Genomic DNA, 20,223 nt, shown 5'->3' with positions numbered 1-20,223 from the left:
ACTAGGAATTAAAAGCAGTCATGGTTTTGGCAGGGCCCACGGTAACGAAGCTCTTAATCAGTTCCACGCTACGATCAATTAAGGCAGGTAATTCCAGCTGTTCGTCTTTGTCAAACGGTGCAAGCACATAATCTGCCTGTCTCCCTTTCGGGTAGTTGTCGCTGATTCCAAACCGAAGCCGTGGATACTGCTGTCCGCCGCAAAGGGCTTCAATACTTTTCAAGCCATTGTGCCCGGCACTGCTGCCCTGCAGCTTCAAGCGAAGCTTACCTAAAGGCAAAGCAAGGTCATCAACCAGCACCAATACATTTTCCAAAGGAATTTTCAACTCCTGCATGTAGTAATTCACGGCCTTGCCGCTAAGATTCATGTAAGTTGTTGGTTTGATCACATGGAGTTTCCGGCCTTTAAAACCAACCTCTGCGTAGTAGGCCAGGCGAATGTTTTGAAAGCTGCCTTCAAGGGATTTTACCAGCTCATCGGCGATGTCAAACCCAATGTTATGACGGGTGTGTGCGTATTCAGACCCGATGTTTCCCAAACCTACGATTAAGTATTTCATGCCCCGCAAATATAGGCCTTTAAATGATTATTAACAGCTACCTTCGCGAATACCACGGTTTTGCGTAATCCAGCAGCACCTAATTTATCGTAAGAAAATCTGAAATATAGCGTCATGAATATGAATTCACTCAAAAGACTAGCACTAAACACCCTGCTCCTGCTCTGCTTTGGAACAGCAGCTATCGCGCAGCAGCAATCTTCATCAACATCCTTTATTGTACCCGACAGACGTGATGTATCCTTGTACCAGGTTAACACACGTGCTTTCAGTGTTGCTGGAAACCTTAAGAGCGTAACGGTCCGGCTTGACTCCATAAAGGCACTGGGCATAAACGTCATTTACCTGATGCCTTTGTACCCGGTAGGGACCGTAAATTCCGTTAACTCCCCCTACTGCATTCGGGATTATACTTCCATAGCAGAAGAATTTGGAACGATGGACGATCTAAAGACCTTAGTCAACACCGCACACCAAAAGCAGATGGGGGTACTCATGGACTGGGTAGCCAATCATACAGCATTTGATCATACCTGGACAAAAAACAAATCCTGGTACAAGCAGGACTCCACCGGTAAAATTATAAGTCCTCCGGGAACAGGTTGGAATGATGTTGCCCAACTTAATTTCGACAATCCCGACATGCGAAGGGAAATGATAAAATCTATGAAATTCTGGCTTGACAACGTCAACATAGATGGGTTCAGATGTGATTATTCTGATGGCCCACCGTTTGATTTCTGGAAAGAGGCTGTTGCAAGTTTAAGAGCTGCCGCAGAAAGCAAAAAGCTGCTATTGCTATCAGAAGGTACCCGTGCAGACCATTTCAAAGCTGGATTCGACTATAACTTTGGCTTTCACTTCTTTGAAAACCTTAAAAAGATATACAAAGATGGAAAGTCCGTTCAATCTATTGATAGCATAAACGCTGCAGATCTCAAAGGTGCACTGCCTGGCCAGCAATATGTCAGATACACCAGCAATCATGATGTAAATAGTTCTGATGGCACCTCTTTAAGTCTATTCGATGGCAAAAAAGGAGAACTGGCAGCCTTTGTTGTGGTCTCGTACATGCAAAGTATTCCGATGATTTATAATGGACAGGAAGTTGGAACAGCTAATCGTCTGACTTTCCCATTCACAACCGATAAAATTGATTGGAACATTAATCCAGCGCATACCGCTGCGTATAAGAAAATTATAAAGTTTAGAGCAGGGAGTGAGCCAATAAGGCGTGGTCAGCTAAAAACATACAGCGATAATGATGTTTGTGTATTCACAAAGGAACTTGGCAGCAAGAAAGTGCTCGTAGTGGCGAACCTCAGACCCAAAGCAATCAGCTACCAGCTTAAATCCCCTTTAAAGAACACCCGCTGGAAAGACGCTTTTAGCGGAAACACCAAAACACTTAAAACAGCTGTTTCCCTGGAACCCTATCAGTACATGGTGTTGGAAAGTCAATAGGACATAACAGCAAATAAAAAAAGGCCTGTATCAAATCGATACAGGCCTTTTCTTTTAAGCTCGGAAGCTTATTTTTTACCAGCTTGTTGTTCAGCTTGTTTTAAAGCTCTTGACATACCTACAGATACGATGGTATCTTCTGGTGTGTTGGTGATTACGTAATCCGCTTTTGCAAGGTCACGTACACGGAACAAATTACCAACTTCTAATTTAGAGATGCTTACTTCTACCACTTGTGGCATGTTTGCAGGCAATGATCTAACACGAAGTTTACGTAATTTTTGTACCAGTTTACCACCCATTTTAACACCTGGAGAAGTTCCGGTTAATTTAACAGGGATCTCCATAAGGATTTCTTTATCGTCAAACAACTGTAGAAAATCTACGTGTAATAAAAGGTCAGTTAGTGGGTGAAATTGAAGTTCTTTAATGATTGCTTTACTTTTAGCACCATTGATTTCGATTTCTAAGAAGTTTGCTTCTGGGGTGTAGATTGCTTCTTTTAAGTCAGTTGCAACTACAGCAAAGTGAATTTGCTCTGTACCACCATACAATACTGCAGGAACCTTGCCTTCATAGCGAAGCTCTTTAGCATCGCGTTTCCCTACGTTCTCTCTTGGAGAACCGCTAATTGCGATTGTTTTCATTTTATTGATTTTTAATTATTTGAAGCTTCCTACCCAATGTACTGGCTCCGGTTTAATGTTATTGTTTATACTTTAAATAAGTCGCTGATCGAACCATGCTCATTTACATTTGCAATGGCTTTCGCAAACAGCTCAGCAGTACTCAGTACCCTGATCTTTTCACTTTCTCTTTTCAGCGGAATGGTATCCGTAACGATCAGCTCCGTCAACATTGAATTCTCAATGGTTTCGTATGCCTTGCCAGAGAGTACCGGATGCGTACAAACAGCTCTTACACTCTTTGCACCTTTCTCCATGATTAATCCTGCTGCTTTAGAAAGCGTACCCGCAGTATCAATGATGTCATCGATCAATACCACATCCATCCCGGTAACATCACCAATGATCGACATGGATTCAATTTCGTTCGCACGTTTACGACGCTTATCACAAATCACCACCTCTGCATTGAAAAACTTTGCGAAGGTACGTGCACGGTAAGAACCACCCATATCCGGTGATGCGATAATCAGGTCGCTAAGGCCTAAGCTCTTAATGTACGGTACGAAGATTACAGAAGCATCCAGGTGATCTACAGGAACATCGAAGAATGCCTGTATCTGTGCTGCGTGTAAATCCATGGTCATGATGCGGCTAATGCCTGCTGCCTGTAAAAGATTTGCAACCAGTTTAGCACCGATGGCTACACGTGGTTTATCTTTACGATCCTGTCTGGAGTACCCATAATAAGGCACAATGGCTGTAATGTAATGCGCCGAAGCACGCTTCGCGGCATCGATCATTAACAACAGTTCCATAAGGTTATCGTTGGGCTGACAGGTAGACTGGATTAGAAATGCATCACATCCACGTACCGTTTCATCATAAGAAGGCTGGAATTCCCCGTCACTAAATCTACTTAAGGTTACATTTCCTAAGGGCTTGCCGTAACTGGCGGCAATTTTGTGAGCTAATGCTTTACTGCCGGTTCCGGCAAAGAGTTTAACTGGGTTAAATTGCAATGGCATGATTGGCGGGTATCAATGCTGGTTAAAAAAAATCGGATTGCGGGTTTATTCGCAATCCGAATATGTTTTGTTGCCCGACCAGGATTCGAACCTAGACAAACGGTACCAAAAACCGTCGTACTACCTTTATACTATCGGGCAATCTCCGTCAAAGGGTTGCTTTGAATTGGGATTGCAAATCTACGCACATTTTTTAATTCTGCAAATCTTCGCAGAGAAAATTTCAAATTATTTTAAAATCCCAAGCTAAAGCCCTGAGTGCTAGTTAAAATTTGTTAAACTCTTTTTTACACCTGCCCTATTATCAATCTTTATCTTTAATTTCGGCAGCATTTATATGCCCATAACCTATACCCACTTTTAAAATGAAGTATAATAAAATAAACAACTTAATTGGCTGGATATGCTTTTTAGTTGCTACAGTTACCTACACGCTGACACTTGAACCCTCTGTAAGTTTCTGGGATTGCGGTGAATTCATTGCCTCCGCATTCAAAATGCAAGTCGTACACCAACCGGGTGCACCGCTGTTCCTCATGATCGAACGTTTCTTTTCTTTACTGGCCTTCGGCGATGTAACTAAGGTTGCCTACTTCATGAACCTGGGTTCTGCCATTGCCAGTGCAGCAACCATCCTCTTCCTGTTCTGGACCATCACGGCACTCGCCAAGAAAATGCTCGTGAAAGCAGGTGAAGAAATCAACACCTCCAAAATGATCAGCATTATGGGTGCCGGCGCGGTCGGCGCACTTGCCTACACCTTCTCCGATAGCTTCTGGTTCTCGGCCGTTGAAGCGGAGGTTTATGCGCTTTCTTCCTTGTTTACCGCCATCGTATTCTGGGGCATCCTGAAATGGGAAGCACATGCAGACGAGCCGCAGGCAGATCGCTGGTTGTTGTTTATCGCGTATATCATGGGTCTTTCCATTGGTATCCACCTCCTTAACTTACTAACCATTCCGGCAATTGCCTTTGTATATTACTTCCGTAAAACCGTAAAACCAACCACTGCAGGGATATTCAAAACCTTCATTGTTGGCGTCCTGATCCTTGCCGTTGTTCAATATGGTATCATTCAGTACCTGATTTCTTTCGGTGCTTATTTCGATCTTTTCTTTGTCAACACTCTGGGCATGGGCTTCGGTACCGGCGTACTTTTCTTTGCATTGGTGCTGATTACAGCGCTGGTGCTTGGTATCCGCCACTCCATTAAACACCGCAAGCATGTCCTTAATCTTGCCCTGCTTTCGACCGTACTGATCATCTTCGGTTACGCATCTTACGCGATGATCGTCATCCGCGCAAAAGCAGATCCGAACCTGAACAACAGTGATCCGGACAATGCTTTCGCTTTGCTTGGCTACCTGAACCGGGAGCAATATGGCGACCGCCCTTTACTTTTCGGACCAAACTACAACTCACAACGTGTTGCAGTGAAAGAAGGTAAAAACCTGTACAGAAAAGGTGAAGACAAATATGAAATTGCCGGTAAAAAGACCGACTACGAATACGATAGAAAAACACCTTTCCCTCGTATGTACAGCGACGATCCGCGTCACGTAGAGTACTACAGAGACATGACGGGCCTGGATGAAACCCAGTTCCCAACCTTGTTCGATAACATCGGATTCCTGTTCAAATACCAGATCGGAAACATGTACATGCGCTACTTTATGTGGAACTTCGTGGGTAGACAAAATGATGATCAGGGCCAGGGCAGCCTTTACGAAGGGCAATGGCTAAGCGGTATTAAGCCAGTCGACGGCATCTTGCTTGGTAATCAGTCGAACCTCCCACCGAGCATTGTGGAAAGCAAAGCTTACAACAGGTTCTTCTTCCTACCCCTCATCATCGGTATATTGGGTGCCGTATGGCACTTTAAGCGCAACCAGAAAGATGCCGGCATCGTTGCGTTATTGTTTTTCTTCACCGGTCTTGCAATCGTTTTATATTTAAATCAAAAGCCTTTAGAGCCGCGTGAGCGTGATTACGCCTACGCTGGGTCCTTCTATGCCTTTGCCATATGGATCGGCTTCGGTGTGCTCGCCATTCGTGAATGGCTGGAGAAGAAAGTCACCCCTAAAAATGCTGCCATCGGAGCCACTGTCGTGTCCATGTTCGCTGCGCCAATCATTATGGCTGCACAGGGATGGGATGACCACGACCGCTCAACGAAGATGGTTGCACATGATATCGCCGTAGATTACCTCGAATCCTGTGCACCAAACGCCATTCTGTTCACCTATGGGGATAATGATACCTATCCGCTATGGTATGCACAGGAAGTGGAAGGTATCCGTCCAGATATCCGACTGGTAAACTTAAGTTTATTCGACACCGACTGGTACATCAACGGCATGAAGCGCAAGATGAACGAATCTGAGCCTCTGCCAATTACGATGAAAGAATCGCAGTATGTACAGGGTGTTCGTGATGTCATGTACTATCAGGATTATAAAATTGCTGGTTCTGTGGAACTGAAGAGCATCCTTGAAGTGTTGTTATCCGACAACGACGAGGATAAGGTTCAGGTTACGGAAACGACAAAAGAGAACTTTATTCCAACGAAAAACTTTCACATCACCGTTAACAAAGAAGACGTACTTAAAACCGGTACGGTTAACCCTGCAGATGCAGACAAGATTGCACCGATTATGCAATGGACCTTCAATAAAGGCTATGTAACCAAAGGTACACTGGCCATGTTTGACATCCTTGCACATAACAACTGGAAGAGACCAATTTACTTCGCCAGCACCGTTCCTTCAGATCAGTATAACGGTCTGGACAGCTACCTGTACAACGAAGGTTTAGCATTACGCTTAATGCCGCTAACACCTGATACAGCTGCAAACAGAGCAGAGCTGATCAATGCGCCAGTGTTGTACAACAATGTGATGAACAAATTCAAATGGGGTAACATCAAGGATGCTAAATACCTGGATCCACAATCCGCAGATGACATTTCAATCTTCTCAAACGTGTGGAACAACACCGTAACCGGCATGCTTAAAGAAGGTAAAGTTGGAGAAGCTAAAAAGGCCGCCAACAAATACCTGGAAGTTATGCCAACCAAATTCTACGGCATGCGCTCGATGATGGGTACCTACTTTATGGCTGAAAACTTCTACACCCTGGGAGAAACCGCTAAAGCAAACGCAATTGTAACCCGCTGCGCGGATTACATCCAGAAGGAATTAATTTACCTTGCCGATGTATCTGACAGCAAAAACAGGCTTGTGGGTATGCAAAACGTACGTCTGGGTATGTCGTTCTTAAACCAGATGGCAAACACTGCGTCACAGTACAAACAAATGCCGCTTGCAGACAAACTGAACAACCAGTTCAGGGCACTGGAAACCAGATTCGGTCCTTACCTGGCACAGGAATAAGCATTACGCAGCTTACATATTTCAATCCCGCCATCATTGATGGCGGGATTTTTTTTGTGCTTAGCAGCACCTTAACAGCACATCAATTACAAGCGGACAACACCAGGGATAACAAGGCCTCCACAGGGTCCCCACAGGGGTTGTGCAGGGGGTTAACAGGGCTCTCGCCTTGTCAACCCCCTGCACAACCCCTGAAGGAAGCAAGTCCGCCCTTTGTATGCTGTCCATCTTTCTAATAGCTATCAATATTTCAACCTGTTACAGGCCGCTTTAAGTAGCAATGCTGTTCAACAAAAAAGGCTGGTCATGTAACATGAACAGCCTTCAGCTATGTGATATAAATCTTGTTTAGTTTTCTTCGACCACGCCCATTGCACAGAACTTGTCAATCCTTTGTGCGATCAGCTGTTCTGTTGGTACAGGAATAAGTTCCTGTAGGTCTTTTAAGATTTGTTCTTTTAAATATTGGCCCATCAATTCCGGGTTTTGATGCGCACCCCCAAGTGGTTCCTTTACAATACCGTCAATTAACTTGTTGTGGAACATATCATCTGATGTTAATTTAAGGCATTCTGCAGCACGTTCCTTGTAATCCCAGCTTCTCCAAAGAATGGATGAGCAGGATTCTGGAGAAATTACGGAGTACCAGGTATGCTCAAGCATGTAAACACGGTCGCCAATACCGATGCCCAATGCACCACCTGAAGCACCTTCACCTACGATGAAACATAGAATTGGCACTTTCAGAATAGACATTTCCAGCAGGTTTCTTGCAATCGCTTCACCTTGTCCACGCTCTTCTGCTTCTAACCCCGGGTAAGCACCCATGGTATCAATGAAGGAAACGACCGGTTTGTTGAACTTTTCTGCAAGACGCATCAGCCTTAAGGCTTTTCTGTAACCTTCCGGGTTTGCCATACCGAAGTTCCTGTACTGGCGCTCCTTGGTATTTTTACCTTTCTGGTGCCCGATAACCATTACGGTTTGTCCACCGATGGTTGCAAAACCACCGATAATCGCTTTATCATCCTTTACCGTACGATCTCCATGAAGCTCAATGAAGTCATCACAGATCAAATTGATATAGTCTAAAGTTTGCGGCCTTTCCGGGTGGCGGGACATTTGCACTTGCTGCCAACCAGATAGATTGCTGTAGGTAGATCTTGTGGTGACATCCAGCTTCTCTTCCAGTTCTCTGAGCGTAGCAGACATGTCTACCTTGGTTTTTTCAGAAACCTGTTTTACTTTTTCGATCTGCTGAACCAGTTCAGCAATTGGTTTTTCGAAATCAAATGACGTTTTTATCTGTTCCATAAGCGGGCTGTAAAAATAGACATTTTATTTAAAACATTACAGCTACATGCTGATTAGCTATTTTTTAGTTAAAAACGGTGCAAGTTGAAATAACAACTTCTCACCCGTTTTAGTTTAACAACGGCCGCTTGCTGTAGATGTGGTATTCACCTGGTGCAAGGTTCTGGCTGTAAGTGCTACTGCCCAGGTTCAGGGTTTGCGAACTGCCCGCTTCATACCAGATACCAGCAGTGCCGAAGTCCACATTTGCCGCCCGATTTGTGACATCGAAGTTCCCCACTACTACGACCACGTTATCCGCGTCAGTAAGTTTGATGTACTTCACCGCACCAGCTACACCAAACTGCAGGTTCGTAGTGTTGAACACCGGGTTCTTCTTTTTCAGGTTGATGAACTTGGAGTAGGCGTTGTACAATGCTTTACGTGCCGGCTGCTGATAATAGTTCCAATAAACAGGCTTCTCTCCTGTTCTACCGTTGGTATTGATGCTAACATCGTAGCCCAGCTCCTGGAACTGCCACAGCATCTTCGGCCCTGGAATGGTAAAGAAGAATGCTGCTGCAAGCTCTTCACGCTTTAGTGCCGTATTCAGGTCTTTCACCGAGTAGCTCCCCGAAACATTTCCATAGGCAAGGTTTTTAGTCATGGTGCGTTCTTCGTCATGGCTCTGCATGTAGCTTATCAGATTATTGGAACCGCTGAAGCCGTGTGTACCGAAAAAGCCTCTTGAAAAATCTGATCCATCCAGATAGCCCATGGTCGCTTCATTGAAGCTGCCATTGAGGTTGTTCCAAAGCATCATGCCCTTATCTGAAAGTTCCTTCTCCTCATTGTCCGCAGCGAAATGCTCCAGAATCACGTAGAAGTTGTTGGCATCTATACTTTTGATGTAGTTGTTGTAGTCGTTCCAGATGGCAATCCTGCTGGCGTCATAAGCGTTCCAGGCATTAACACTCGCGTCGGAGGTACCGGAATTCTTTTGCGTGAAGCCTTTCGAAAGGTCGAAACGGTACCCGTCAATCTTGTATTCTTCCATCCAGAAGCGCATTACATCCTTCACGTAGCTTTTTGTAGCTGCACTTTCGTGATTGAAGTCGTACCCCACGTTGTAGGGATGTGTGGGATCTGCGTTGAACCATGGACTGTTTGCCGCAGGCTTGCTCGCGCCTTTATCAAAGTACAGCTGCACCATAGGCGATTGGCCGAAGGCATGGTTCAACACCATATCAAGGATTACGGCTATACCCCTGCCGTGACATTCATCTATGAAACGCTGCAACATCTGCTTGCTACCGTAGTACTTATCTGGCGCAAAGTGAAAAGATGTATTGTAACCCCAGCTGGAGTTGCCTTCAAACTCGTTCACGGGCATCAGCTCAATGGCGTTTACACCCAGTTTCGTCAGGTAATCCAAGGTATCGGTAAGTGTATTGTAATTGTTGCTTTTCAGGAAATCACGCAGGTGCAGTTCATAAATAACCAGCTTGTTCTTTTCCGGTCTGTTGAAAGCTTTGTTCTTAAAGGTATATGATGGCCGGTTTGCCTGCATCACGCTGACGATACCGCTTGTTTGCCCTGCCGGATAGTCTGGAAGTCCGGAAAGCTGCGCACCGGAAAGGTACTGGTCGTTGTCAGGATCGAGTACGACTTCCGAATATGGATCGGCAACTTTGAGGTTTCCATCTACCAGAAACTGGTAAGTGTAGGCTTTGTTTGCATCCAAACCATCTAGCTGCAACCACCACTTCTTGCCGTCAGGCGTTTTCTTCATCATGCTTGCGCCTGCTTGCCAGCCGTTGAAGCTGCCAAGGGCATACACATTACTTTTTTCCGGAGCAGTGAGGGTTAATATTGCAGAAGTGCCGCCATTCAGGAAGACTACGCCGTCTTTAGCACCTGCGGGTAGTGCTGCTACCTGAGCTGTCTCTGTGGCAATCAGTTCAATTGTTGTTGTAAGTTTTATTCCATTTGCGTTGCCCTCCAGGGTAATTTTCTGTACGCCGCCCTTTGTTACCTTAACTCTGCCCGCAATTGCAGTGGCATTTGGAGCGGTAGCAAAAGCCTCATTGTTGAGCAGCAAACGCAGGTCGGCCGCCATAGAAGCCGCACCAGAAACGTACAACTCCTGTCCGATCGCGGTAACATTCACCACTGGCACCGGCACCGCTGTGGCACTCAGCTCCGGTGAAGTTAGCTTCAAGGCAAATTGCCCATTGTTGTACAGTGGAAGGTAGATATCTGAGCCATCGGCGTTTCTACTAACCAGCTGCCCATCCGCGGTTTTAAACAGCATCACCATACCCAGGATCTTTTCTGCCGCAGGCACGCCAAAGAAGGTCCGCGGACTGATGCTGATCTCGTATTTATCTGGACCTGCAGCTTTCATTTTGACCGCCGGATCCGCAGTGTTAAAAGCAGGGCTTTTCACATACTTCCAGTCGCTAAGGTTAGCACTCTTGTCGGTAATCAATCCGGCATAAAGGTAGACCTCCGTGGATTTACCCTGAAGGGCTTTGTTCCCCTTCGCAGCATCGAAAGTTAACACGAATGCCTCATCGGATTTCGGGAAGGTTGCTGATGTTGAAATCAATCCCGCAGAAGCGGTAACTGGCTCTTGCACAGGATCAATCACTTGCTCCTCAGGATTACTTTTACGGCATGCGGAAGCCATTATCCAGAGGATAAGCAGCGAACAGGAAAGTTTTTTCATTAAATCTTTTCTTTATTATTTTGGATGTAGAGTACAGAAATGGCACCTAAAATCATGAAGATACCGGCAAGTACAATCGCGTAAATCGCTTCGCCATTGTAGAAACGCTTTACAATCATACCACCGAAAAAGCCATTCACAATCTGCGGCATGGTGATGAAGAAGTTAAAGATCCCCATGTACACACCCATCTTCCGCGCCGGAATAGAGCTGGAAAGGATGGCGTAAGGCATCGAGAGGATACTTCCCCAGGCCAGGCCGATTCCGATCATGGAAAAGATCAAATGATCCGGATTGGTGATGAAGTAGATGGACAGGAGTCCGGCACCGCCACAAACCAGGGAGAAAGCGTGGGCAATCTTGCGACTGGTTTTGTCTGCAATCCAGGGTAAGATCAGTGCGTAAACGGCAGAAATCCCGTTGTAAATTCCGAACAGGAATGCCACCCAGTTTGCTGCATCTGCGAATTGCGCAGAAGTCGTATCACCCGGGGTAACCTTATAGATGTGTTGGGCGACTGCTGGTGTGGTGAAAACCCACATGGAGAACAATGCAAACCAGGAGAAAAACTGCACGACACCAAGTTGTTTCATGGTAAGTGGCATGTTTTTGAAGTCCTTGAAGATGGTGATTAAGCCGTGTTGCTCTTCCTGTATAGGGGTCGCGTGGTGACTTTCCATTTCTTCCGGTGAATATTCTCTGGTGGTGATCACGGTCCAAAGGATAGTGGCAATAAGCACTGCGGCACCGACGTAAAAGGAGTAGATGACGTTGTTGGGGATTTGCCCTTCTACAGCCACTTTAGATACGCCGACATACTCCGAAAGGATGTACGGCAGCCAGGAACCCACAATGGCACCTGATCCAATCAGGAAGGTTTGCGTGGAGAAGCCATAGCTCCGCTGACTTTCAGGAAGCTTATCACCTACCAGCGCACGGAAGGGCTCCATTGCCACATTTATGGAAGCATCCATAATCATCAGCATACCTGCACCAATAATAATTGGGGGGAGGAGTCCGGCAAGTACCGCCGAGTTGGGCATCAAGATCAGTGCAATTGCCGTAAGCAGGGCACCGATCATGAAATACGGACGTCTTCTGCCGAACCGGTTCCAGGTACGATCGCTATAATGCCCGATGATGGGCTGCACGATCATGCCTGTTAATGGGGCAGCTAGCCAAAACAAAGATAAATGCTCAACATCCGCACCGAAGGTCTGGAGGATTCTGGAAGCATTTCCGTTCTGCAATGCAAAACCGAACTGGATTCCGAAAAAGCCCATACTCATGTTAAAGATCTGTAGCTTACTTAGGCGGGGTTTTGAGGATACTTGTTTTTGGCTAACTTGTTCCATATAAGATGTTAGAATTTGATAATTTGAGCCGCGGAAGGTGCTACCTTCACACGAATTGTTTGATCATTGATTTGAACGGCGGCACCGTTCAGCAGTTCTGTTGCTGAAGCAGGTTTTGTACCCGACAACAACTCCGCAGGAATGTTGATCTCGCGCTCCAGGCTTTGCGCCCGGTCGAAGTTCACCACGATAAGCATACGCTCTTTTTCCGTGTACCTTAGGTATGCATAACCACGACTGTCGTGCCCTAACGGGAAGTTATAGTGCTTACCATTGATGATGGCATCAGACTTACCTGCAATTTTAAAGAGTTTGCTGTAAAATGCACGCAGTGCTTTCTGACTGTCGCTTAATAAAGCGCCATCATACTTGCCGTTATTTACCCATTGCTGCAATGCAGGTACGCCCCAGTAATCGAAGATGGTGGTACGTCCGTCATCACCGCTGAAACCGGAAATGCCTTCTGCTTTCTCCCCAACTTCCTGTCCGGAATATAACATCACCGGGCCGCCGGATAAGGTAGCAGATACAACCATCGCCGGAACAGCTAACATCGGATCGCCGGCAAAAGCCTTCGAGGCAATGCGCTCTTCATCGTGGTTCTCCAGGAAACGCAGCATCTTGTTGCCAAAATTTGCGCTTTCCACTTGCCACACATGATCAATGTCTGCAGTTTTAGCATCTTGCTCATTGCGCATTAAGCGCTTTAAACCATCATACAGGCCTACTTTATCATATAGGTAATCGAACTTGCCTTTTGTCAGGTAGGTTTCGTATGCAGTAGGGTCATAAGCTTCACCAATGAACACCAATGAAGGTTTTACTTTCTTCAACTCCGGGATTACCCAGTTCCAGAATTCAACAGGTACCATCTCGGCAACATCGCAACGGAAACCATCTACACCTTTATTGCTCCAGTAAACCAGGATGTCACGCATTTTGTTCCACACGGGTGGAATGGGATCAAAGTAGGTTTTGCTGCTGTTCTGATTATCTACCCCGTAGTTCAGTTTTACCGTTTCATACCAATCATTCTTGCTTGGTGCTTCAGAGAAAACGTTGTTTCCAGTTGCTTTCGCAGGGCTTTCCGCAAATTTACCGTCTTTAAGGCTGGCTAATCCATCGTTGGTATTGCTGTCTGTTGGCACCACGAAATCTTTCCCCGGCACATAGTAATAGTCATTACGCGGGTGGTAAGCAACGGATTTATCATCCTGCGCTCCGAAGTCGATCACCTTCGCCGGCTTGGCGATGGATTTATAACTTCTGGCCACATGATTCGGCACAAAGTCGATGATTACTTTCAGGCCGTTCTTGTGGGTCCTTTGCAATAAAGCTTCGAATTCCTTCATGCGGTTTTTCACGTCCACGGCCAGGTCCGGGTCTACATCATAGTAGTCGCGGATGGCGTACGGAGAACCTGCCCTGCCTTTAACCACATCGGCATCAGCTGTTGGAATGCCGTACTTGCTGTAATCAGTAAGACTTGCATGGGCAATGACGCCGGTATACCAGACGTGGGTAATGCCCAGCTCTTTGATCCCGTCGATTGCTTTTTGATTGATGTCGTTAAATTTACCACTACCATTCTGTTCAATGGTACCGAAGGGGATATTCTGCGAATTGGTGTTGCTGAATACCCTTGGCAACATTTGGTAGATCATCAGTTTGTCCTTGCTTTGTGCGTTTGCATATTCAAGGCCAGTTGCAGACATCATGGTCATAAGTACTAAATATTTTAATTTCCTCACAGGCTTAGTGCTTTTAAAGATATCTTTTTCTCGCCCTGCGCGATGTCAAATGTTTCATTAAATACACTTACGGCAACAGTTTCGCTGCTGTTGTTGGTGATGGAAAGCTCGGCACTGCTGATTTTGATTTTCAGTTGTGTACCTCTGAAACCAATGTTAAAGGAGAACGATTGCCATTGACTCGGTAAAAATGGATTAAACTGAAGTTTATTATCGCGCACTTTCATGCCGGCAAATCCTTCCACAATGCTCATCCAGGTACCTGCCATAGAAGTAATGTGCAAGCCGTCTTCGGTATCGTTGTTGTAATCGTCCAGATCCAGGCGTGCTGTACGCAGGTAGAACTCGTACGCTTTTTCTTCGTCACTTAAGCGGGCAGCAAGAATACTGTGTACACATGGCGAAAGTGAGCTTTCATGAACGGTACGGGATTCGTAGAACTTGAAGTTGCGTTCAAGGGTTTCCGTGTCGAACTCATCTTCGAAGAAGTACATACCCTGAAGTACGTCTGCCTGCTTGATGAAACACGACCTTAAGATCCTGTCCCAGCTCCATTTCTGGTTCAATGGACGGTCTGCTGCTGGTAGTTCAGAAACAAGCATCTGCTCCTTGTCCATGTAGCCATCCTGCTGCAGGAACACCCCTGCTTTTTCATCATATGGATAGTACATCTGGTCTGCAATGCTGGTCCAGTCTTCAAACTCCTGAGTGTTGAAGTTCACTTGCTTAAGGATCGCTTCATATCTTGATGCGTCTTCTGCTTTCACCAATTCTGCAGCTTCTTTCGCATAGCGCATGCACCAAGCCGCAAGTTTGTTGGTGTACCAGTTGTTGTTGATGTTGTTTTCGTATTCGTTTGGACCGGTTACCCCAAGAATTACAAATTTGTTTTTCTCAGCGCTCCAGTTCACACGTTGTTTCCAGAAGCGTGCAATGCCGATCAGCACTTCCAGTCCGTGGGATGCCAGGTAACTTGCATCACCTGTGTAGCGGATGTAGTTGTAGATCGCGAAAGCGATGGCTCCGTTTCTGTGGATCTCTTCAAAAGTAATCTCCCACTCGTTGTGGCACTCCTCACCGTTCATGGTTACCATCGGGTAAAGCGCTGCACCATCTTTGAAGCCTAACTTCTCTGCGTTCTCAATGGCTTTCTGCAGTTGATTGTGGCGGTAAACAAGCAGGTTCTTCGCAACTTCCTGTGGCGCTGTGGCCAGGTAGAAAGGAATGCAATAAGCTTCGGTATCCCAGTAAGTGGAACCCCCGTACTTCTCGCCGGTAAAACCTTTCGGCCCGATGTTCAATCTGGCATCTTTACCAGTATAGGTCTGGTTCAATTGGAAGATGTTGAAGCGGATGGCTTGCTGTGCAGCAACGTCACCTTCAATCAGGATATCACCCTCTTCCCATTTGTTTGCCCAGGCTGCAACTTGTGCTTCGAACAAAGCATCGAAACCAGCTTCTACTGCTCGCGCAATAGCCGCAGTTGCGGCGCCCTGAAGTGCTGCTTTATCGTAGTTCTGTGAAGAAACGTTGGCTGCGTATTTATAGATGGTAACGGTGTCACCAGCTTCAACTGGCAGTTCAATCGCTGAAGCAATGTATTTTTCTTTTTCTATTGGCGCTGCCTTCGCTCCTACCGCTTTGTTGTTCAGCTGTATCTGCGTGTTGGTTGCCGTGCAAACTTCAAAGTTTGTCTTTTTTGTTCTTAAAGTGATGTAGGCGGTCTCTGCCTGGAAGCCCTTGCTTACTTCTTCCCAGAACTTTTCATCATAGTTGGAATCCTGGTTCTTTACATCGCCGTCTATGGCCGTGGTGATGGTTAAAGTACCGCTGAAGTTCTGCGCAACAACCTCGTAACGAATTGCTGCCAACTCATCATCAGCGATGCTGCAGAAACGTTTAGAAATTACACGCAGCACCTTACCTGATTGCAGCTCTGCTGTAAATGAACGTTCCAGGTAACCGGCTTTCATGTTCAGCACACGCTTAAAATCGCGCACTTTAGCGGTGTTCAGGTCCAGTGTTTCGCCATCGGCTTTGATGTCGATGCCGATCCAGTTTGCTGCATTTAAAACTTTAGCAAAGTAATCCGGGTAACCATTTTTCCACCAGCCTACCCTGGTTTTATCCGGGTAGTAAACGCCGGCAACGTAATTGCCCTGAAGGGTATCTCCAGTATAAGCCTCTTCAAAATTGGCGCGCTGGCCCATGCGGCCGTTGCCGATGCTGAATAAGCTTTCTGATATTTTATTTAAATGAGGATCAAAACCTTCCTCTACTATATTCCACTCGCTTGGTTTGATGTAATTTTTCATTCGTATTTAATATGTTTAGCCCTGAGCCGCTGCTTTAAATGCAAGCTGTGCTTCGGCGCAGTTCTTATACTTTGTCGTTTACCAGGTCAATGATTTGTGTTACGGAGATTTCTGAAAGGTCTTTTACGACGATGTTCGCCCCTTGCAGGTTGTTCTGCTGGCCTACGCCGACTACTTTCATCCCACCGTTTATCGCGGCTTGCACGCCCGCCTGTGCATCTTCAAACACGATGCAGTGTGCAGGCTCGAGGCCTATTGCTGCTGCGCCTTTCAGGAAGACTTCCGGATCAGGCTTGGAAGCGGTAACATGATTACCATCTACGATGGCATCGAAGTAATGTGCAAGGTTTGTTCTTTCCAGGATCAGTCCTGAGTTTTTGCTCGCAGAGCCTAAGGCGATTTTGATGCCTGCGGCTTTCAACTGCTCCAGCAGTTGTAGCGTGCCTGGCAACACCTCTTCAGCGGTCATCTTGCTGATCATTTCTACGTACTCTTCGTTTTTACCTGCTGCAAGTTCCAGTTGCTCTTCTTCGTTTTTGGAAACGCCGCCCCAATCGAGGATCATCTCCAGGGAGCGCATGCGGTTCACACCTTTAAGGTGTTCATTTTGTGCTTCGGTAAAGTCGAAACCCAGACGGTTTGCCAGTGCTTTCCAGGCTTTGTAATGGTATACAGCGGTATCTACAAGGACGCCATCAAGATCGAAAAGGCATCCTATTTTATCAGTGTGGATATTCATTAATTAAGTTCTAAAACCAGGGTATTGCTGGCTGGGATATTTATGGTGTTGATGTTATCGATTTTCTCTCCTGTGATGATGTTGGTTACAGCAGTTGCCGTTTGGATGCGCTCTGCAAATCGTGCAGTTTTCAGCGATTTAGCTTTGTCTTCTGAATTCACGATCACCATAACTGTTTTCTTGTTGTCTTCCGCATATCTGAAGTACACGAACAAACCATCTTCAGGAATAAACTGCATGAGCTTACCCGTGGTTAGGGCCGCACTGCTTTTACGGTATTTTGCAAGGGTGCTTACAAAATCAAAGGCCTGATTTTCATTTTCAGTTCTACCTGCCTTTGTGAATTTGTTGACTTTATCAGCTTTCCATCCACCCGGAAAATCAGAACGGACAAGGCCGTCCGGATTAGAGTAGTTCTTCATCAGAATCTCTGTACCGTAGTAGATTTGAGGGATACCCCGCAAAGTTAACAACATGGCCATCCCACTTTTGTATTTGTTGAGGTCTTCGTTTACCATGGAGTAAAAACGACTCATATCATGGTTGTCCATAAACACAACATTGCTTGATGGATCTTTATAAAGGAAGTCTTGCGCAAGGGTTGAATATAAACGGAAGATGCCGTCGGTCCATCCTGGTTTGCCATTTAGCGCTTCATAGATGGCATCTTTTAATACCGCATCTGTGATGCCTGGCAGGTTGGTATCCATACCGCGGTTGCTGGTGTTGCCGCCAGTGAAGTAGGATTGTGAAGCTGCTGAATTCACCAGGGTCTCGCCGAAGATCGACAAGGTTGGGAATTCTGCTTTAACTTTCAGTGCCCAGTCGGCCATGTATTCGCCGTCGTTGTACGGGTAAGTATCTAAGCGCAGTCCATCGATTCCAGCATACTCGATCCACCAGATGTGGTTCTGTGTAAGGTAGTTCTGAACATATGGATTTCTGTGGTTCAGATCGGGCATGGATGGCACGAACCAGCCATCAAGCATGCGCTTCTTGTCTGCCTCTGAAGCATGTATATCCATTACCGGCTGATCGCGGTAGTTGGTTTGTGTATAGGCTGGCCATTGATTTAACCAATCTTTCATGGGCATATCTTTATAGGTGTAGTGACCCGTGCCGATATGGTTATGTACGATGTCTTTAATAACTTTCAATCCTTTTGCATGTGCTTTTTCCACATAGGTTTTGTACAGCGCATTGGTGCCGTATCGCGGATCGATCTTATAGTTATCGGTAGCAGCATAGCCGTGGTAAGAGGCTTGCTTCATGTCATTTTCAATTTCTGGAGTCATCCAGATGGCGGTAACGCCAAGATCATTAAAATAGTCAAGGTTGTTGATTACACCCTGAATATCGCCCCCATGGCGGTAATACATGGAGTCGCGGTTTAGTTTGGTTTCCTGTAGGCCTTTAACCACATCGTTAGATGGATCGCCATTGGCGAAACGGTCAGGCATAAGCAGGTAAATAAGGTCTTTGCTGGTCACCGGCTGAATACGCCCAGGCGTTTGATCCCGGTTGTTCAGCACGTAAGTATAGCTAAGGGTTTTCTTCCCTTTTTGCGTAAAAGTAATGGGGAACTTGCCCGCTTTCGCTGCTGAACTGATCTCCAGGTCCAGGAACAAGTAGTTTGGATTTTCTACCTTGTTAACTTTAACGAGCGACACACCAGGGTAGTTGAGCTGTACGGTGGCATCGGCAATTTGATCGCCGTGTACCAGCAGCTGTAATTTCGGGTTGTGCATGCCTACCCACCATGACATGGGTTCTACCCTTTCGAGTTTAGGAACCTGGGAAAAAACCTGGAGCGAAGCGACTAATAGTAACGAGGTAAAAAGATTTCTCATTTAGCAGTTTTATTGATGTTGAATTCTTGTGTAATGAGCGTTGTTTGAAGAAAATAAGCCCTGCAAATGGATCATTTGCAGGGCAGGTATTTTTTAGTTTTTCACGATGGTATAGGTTTTTTCTACCGTATCCAATGTGATGGTGTAGTTTCCAGCTGTAGCAACTTTAATGTTGTCACCACCATTGGTTAACTTGCCGTCTGCACCGCCAAGGTTAGTATCCCAGGCATCATTCAAACGGAACTTAATTTCACCTACTTTAAGGTTTACCGTAAGTTTCCAAAGACCTTTTCCGTCGTTGATGAACTTCAGGTCGGTATCGTTATCCCAGCCACCTGGAGTAGCATCACCGATAAGACCCCATGAATCCGCTTTTTCAATCTTGTAAGTGTTCTTGTTTAGGTCAACCGTGATTTTCTTCAACCCAGGCGTTCCAGCATTGATGTCTCCACCGGTCGTGCTCAGCGCATCGCCGCCACCATCACCGTATGCAACATCCCAGGCTTTCTTAGGCGTGATTTTAAACATCAGCTTGTCTGCAGGCATATTGATCACCGCTTCGTAAATGCCGTTACCGGTTAAAGAAACTAAGCTATCTACCGTATCAAAGCTCCATCCGTGGTATGCACCCGGTGCATAAACCCATGCAGAAGCTAAGTATGGCGTTCCGCTAATGGTAACCACATTGGAGTAAGTTGCAGCGTTTGCAGCTGGAGCAGATTTCAAACGCACTTCCATCTCTGCAGGTGCGCCGATGGTTGCGCCAAGGCTCAGTAGCATCTTGTTCAATTCCGCAACCGTAGCACTGTATGTGGTTGTCGACAGCACCGTTTCTTTCGCATTCACGAAGTTGGCACCTTTAAGGGCAAACTGCAGGGTACTGGTCACCGGAATTTGATAGCCGGTAACGGTTGCTGCAGGGAACGTGAAGGTTACTGCTGTATTTGCAGCACCTGCGATGTTCAAGTTTACGCTTGTTGCAGATGCGCTAAGTGTTCCCGCCGGCGTAGCGTCGGAAATGATTCTATCTTCATCTTTTTTACAAGACCATAGCGAGAGCACCATCAGGCCCACTGCTACAGATTTTAAGATATTTGCTTTCATATATTTTTAAGAT

13 protein-coding genes and 1 tRNA gene are annotated in these 20,223 nt (G+C 46.0%); 2 read left to right on the top strand and 12 right to left on the bottom strand.

Annotated features, from left to right (window positions below; genetic code table 11):
• Position 1 precedes the first annotated feature (1 nt).
• Positions 2-562, bottom strand: a complete 561-nt coding sequence (gene pth, locus IEW69_RS07125; protein WP_188626153.1) for an aminoacyl-tRNA hydrolase — start codon at positions 560-562, stop codon at positions 2-4.
• 120 nt (positions 563-682) lie between these two features.
• On the opposite strand from pth, the gene IEW69_RS07120 reads away from it, so the two are divergent.
• Positions 683-2,026 carry an alpha-amylase family glycosyl hydrolase gene (locus tag IEW69_RS07120; RefSeq protein WP_188626152.1) on the top strand — a complete coding sequence of 448 codons (1,344 nt, stop codon included), beginning with the start codon at positions 683-685 and terminating at the stop codon, positions 2,024-2,026.
• Positions 2,027-2,094: 68 nt separating this feature from the next.
• Here IEW69_RS07120 and IEW69_RS07115 read toward each other — a convergent pair whose 3' ends face one another.
• From IEW69_RS07115 to IEW69_RS07105, 3 genes are all read right to left on the bottom strand, one after another.
• Complete coding sequence (locus IEW69_RS07115; protein WP_188626151.1) at positions 2,095-2,673, bottom strand: 50S ribosomal protein L25/general stress protein Ctc; 579 nt, start codon at positions 2,671-2,673, stop codon at positions 2,095-2,097.
• A gap of 65 nt (positions 2,674-2,738) precedes the next feature.
• Positions 2,739-3,680 (bottom strand): ribose-phosphate pyrophosphokinase, encoded by a 942-nt coding sequence (locus tag IEW69_RS07110; protein WP_188626150.1) that lies wholly within the window; start codon positions 3,678-3,680, stop codon positions 2,739-2,741.
• Between the two features lie 70 nt (positions 3,681-3,750).
• A tRNA-Gln gene (locus IEW69_RS07105) sits at positions 3,751-3,821 on the bottom strand.
• Positions 3,822-4,045: 224 nt separating this feature from the next.
• On the opposite strand from IEW69_RS07105, the gene IEW69_RS07100 reads away from it, so the two are divergent.
• Entirely contained in the window at positions 4,046-7,072 is a 3,027-nt protein-coding gene (locus IEW69_RS07100) for a glycosyltransferase family 117 protein (protein WP_188626149.1), read from the top strand.
• Between the two features lie 348 nt (positions 7,073-7,420).
• On the opposite strand, the gene IEW69_RS07095 is transcribed toward IEW69_RS07100, so the two are convergent.
• The 8 genes from IEW69_RS07095 to IEW69_RS07060 form a co-directional block, all read right to left on the bottom strand.
• The gene (locus tag IEW69_RS07095; RefSeq protein WP_188626148.1) at positions 7,421-8,386 is read right to left on the bottom strand and encodes an acetyl-CoA carboxylase carboxyltransferase subunit alpha; all 966 of its coding nucleotides are present in this window, start codon (positions 8,384-8,386) and stop codon (positions 7,421-7,423) included.
• A 109-nt stretch (positions 8,387-8,495) separates the two neighbouring features.
• The gene (locus IEW69_RS07090; protein ID WP_188626147.1) at positions 8,496-11,096 is read right to left on the bottom strand and encodes an alpha-amylase family glycosyl hydrolase; all 2,601 of its coding nucleotides are present in this window, start codon (positions 11,094-11,096) and stop codon (positions 8,496-8,498) included.
• Positions 11,096-12,451, bottom strand: coding sequence for an MFS transporter (locus IEW69_RS07085; RefSeq protein ID WP_229663547.1), 1,356 nt, complete (start codon positions 12,449-12,451; stop codon positions 11,096-11,098). Before IEW69_RS07085 ends, IEW69_RS07090 begins: the two co-directional genes overlap by 1 nt.
• An 8-nt stretch (positions 12,452-12,459) precedes the next feature.
• Positions 12,460-14,202 carry an alpha-amylase family glycosyl hydrolase gene (locus IEW69_RS07080; protein WP_229663546.1) on the bottom strand — a complete coding sequence of 581 codons (1,743 nt, stop codon included), beginning with the start codon at positions 14,200-14,202 and terminating at the stop codon, positions 12,460-12,462.
• Positions 14,199-16,517, bottom strand: coding sequence for a glycoside hydrolase family 65 protein (locus IEW69_RS07075; protein ID WP_188626146.1), 2,319 nt, complete (start codon positions 16,515-16,517; stop codon positions 14,199-14,201). The genes IEW69_RS07080 and IEW69_RS07075 overlap by 4 nt, the downstream gene beginning before the upstream one ends.
• 64 nt (positions 16,518-16,581) lie before the next feature.
• Complete coding sequence (pgmB, locus tag IEW69_RS07070; RefSeq protein WP_188626145.1) at positions 16,582-17,256, bottom strand: beta-phosphoglucomutase; 675 nt, start codon at positions 17,254-17,256, stop codon at positions 16,582-16,584.
• Positions 17,256-19,106, bottom strand: coding sequence for a glycoside hydrolase family 13 protein (locus tag IEW69_RS07065; protein WP_188626144.1), 1,851 nt, complete (start codon positions 19,104-19,106; stop codon positions 17,256-17,258). Before IEW69_RS07065 ends, pgmB begins: the two co-directional genes overlap by 1 nt.
• 93 nt (positions 19,107-19,199) lie before the next feature.
• Positions 19,200-20,210 (bottom strand): SusE domain-containing protein, encoded by a 1,011-nt coding sequence (locus IEW69_RS07060; protein WP_188626143.1) that lies wholly within the window; start codon positions 20,208-20,210, stop codon positions 19,200-19,202.
• Between the last annotated feature and the right edge of the window lie 13 nt (positions 20,211-20,223).

The organism is Pedobacter quisquiliarum (assembly GCF_014642175.1).
In the GTDB taxonomy this organism is placed as follows: Bacteria; Bacteroidota; Bacteroidia; order Sphingobacteriales; family Sphingobacteriaceae; genus Pedobacter; species Pedobacter quisquiliarum.
This window is presented reverse-complemented; position numbering and strand designations above follow the sequence as displayed.

Excerpts from the sequence above, each read along its gene's own strand:
- IEW69_RS07085 (WP_229663547.1), bottom strand. The coding sequence starts at position 12,451 with ATGGAACAAGTTAGCCAAAAACAAGTATCCTCAAAACCCCGCCTAAGT.
- IEW69_RS07060 (WP_188626143.1), bottom strand. The coding sequence starts at position 20,210 with ATGAAAGCAAATATCTTAAAATCTGTAGCAGTGGGCCTGATGGTGCTC.
- pth (WP_188626153.1), bottom strand. The coding sequence starts at position 562 with ATGAAATACTTAATCGTAGGTTTGGGAAACATCGGGTCTGAATACGCA.
- IEW69_RS07065 (WP_188626144.1), bottom strand. The coding sequence starts at position 19,106 with ATGAGAAATCTTTTTACCTCGTTACTATTAGTCGCTTCGCTCCAGGTT.
- IEW69_RS07115 (WP_188626151.1), bottom strand. The coding sequence starts at position 2,673 with ATGAAAACAATCGCAATTAGCGGTTCTCCAAGAGAGAACGTAGGGAAA.
- IEW69_RS07120 (WP_188626152.1), top strand. The coding sequence starts at position 683 with ATGAATTCACTCAAAAGACTAGCACTAAACACCCTGCTCCTGCTCTGC.
- pgmB (WP_188626145.1), bottom strand. The coding sequence starts at position 17,256 with ATGAATATCCACACTGATAAAATAGGATGCCTTTTCGATCTTGATGGC.
- IEW69_RS07100 (WP_188626149.1), top strand. The coding sequence starts at position 4,046 with ATGAAGTATAATAAAATAAACAACTTAATTGGCTGGATATGCTTTTTA.
- IEW69_RS07095 (WP_188626148.1), bottom strand. The coding sequence starts at position 8,386 with ATGGAACAGATAAAAACGTCATTTGATTTCGAAAAACCAATTGCTGAA.
- IEW69_RS07110 (WP_188626150.1), bottom strand. The coding sequence starts at position 3,680 with ATGCCATTGCAATTTAACCCAGTTAAACTCTTTGCCGGAACCGGCAGT.
- IEW69_RS07075 (WP_188626146.1), bottom strand. The coding sequence starts at position 16,517 with ATGAAAAATTACATCAAACCAAGCGAGTGGAATATAGTAGAGGAAGGT.
- IEW69_RS07090 (WP_188626147.1), bottom strand. The coding sequence starts at position 11,096 with ATGAAAAAACTTTCCTGTTCGCTGCTTATCCTCTGGATAATGGCTTCC.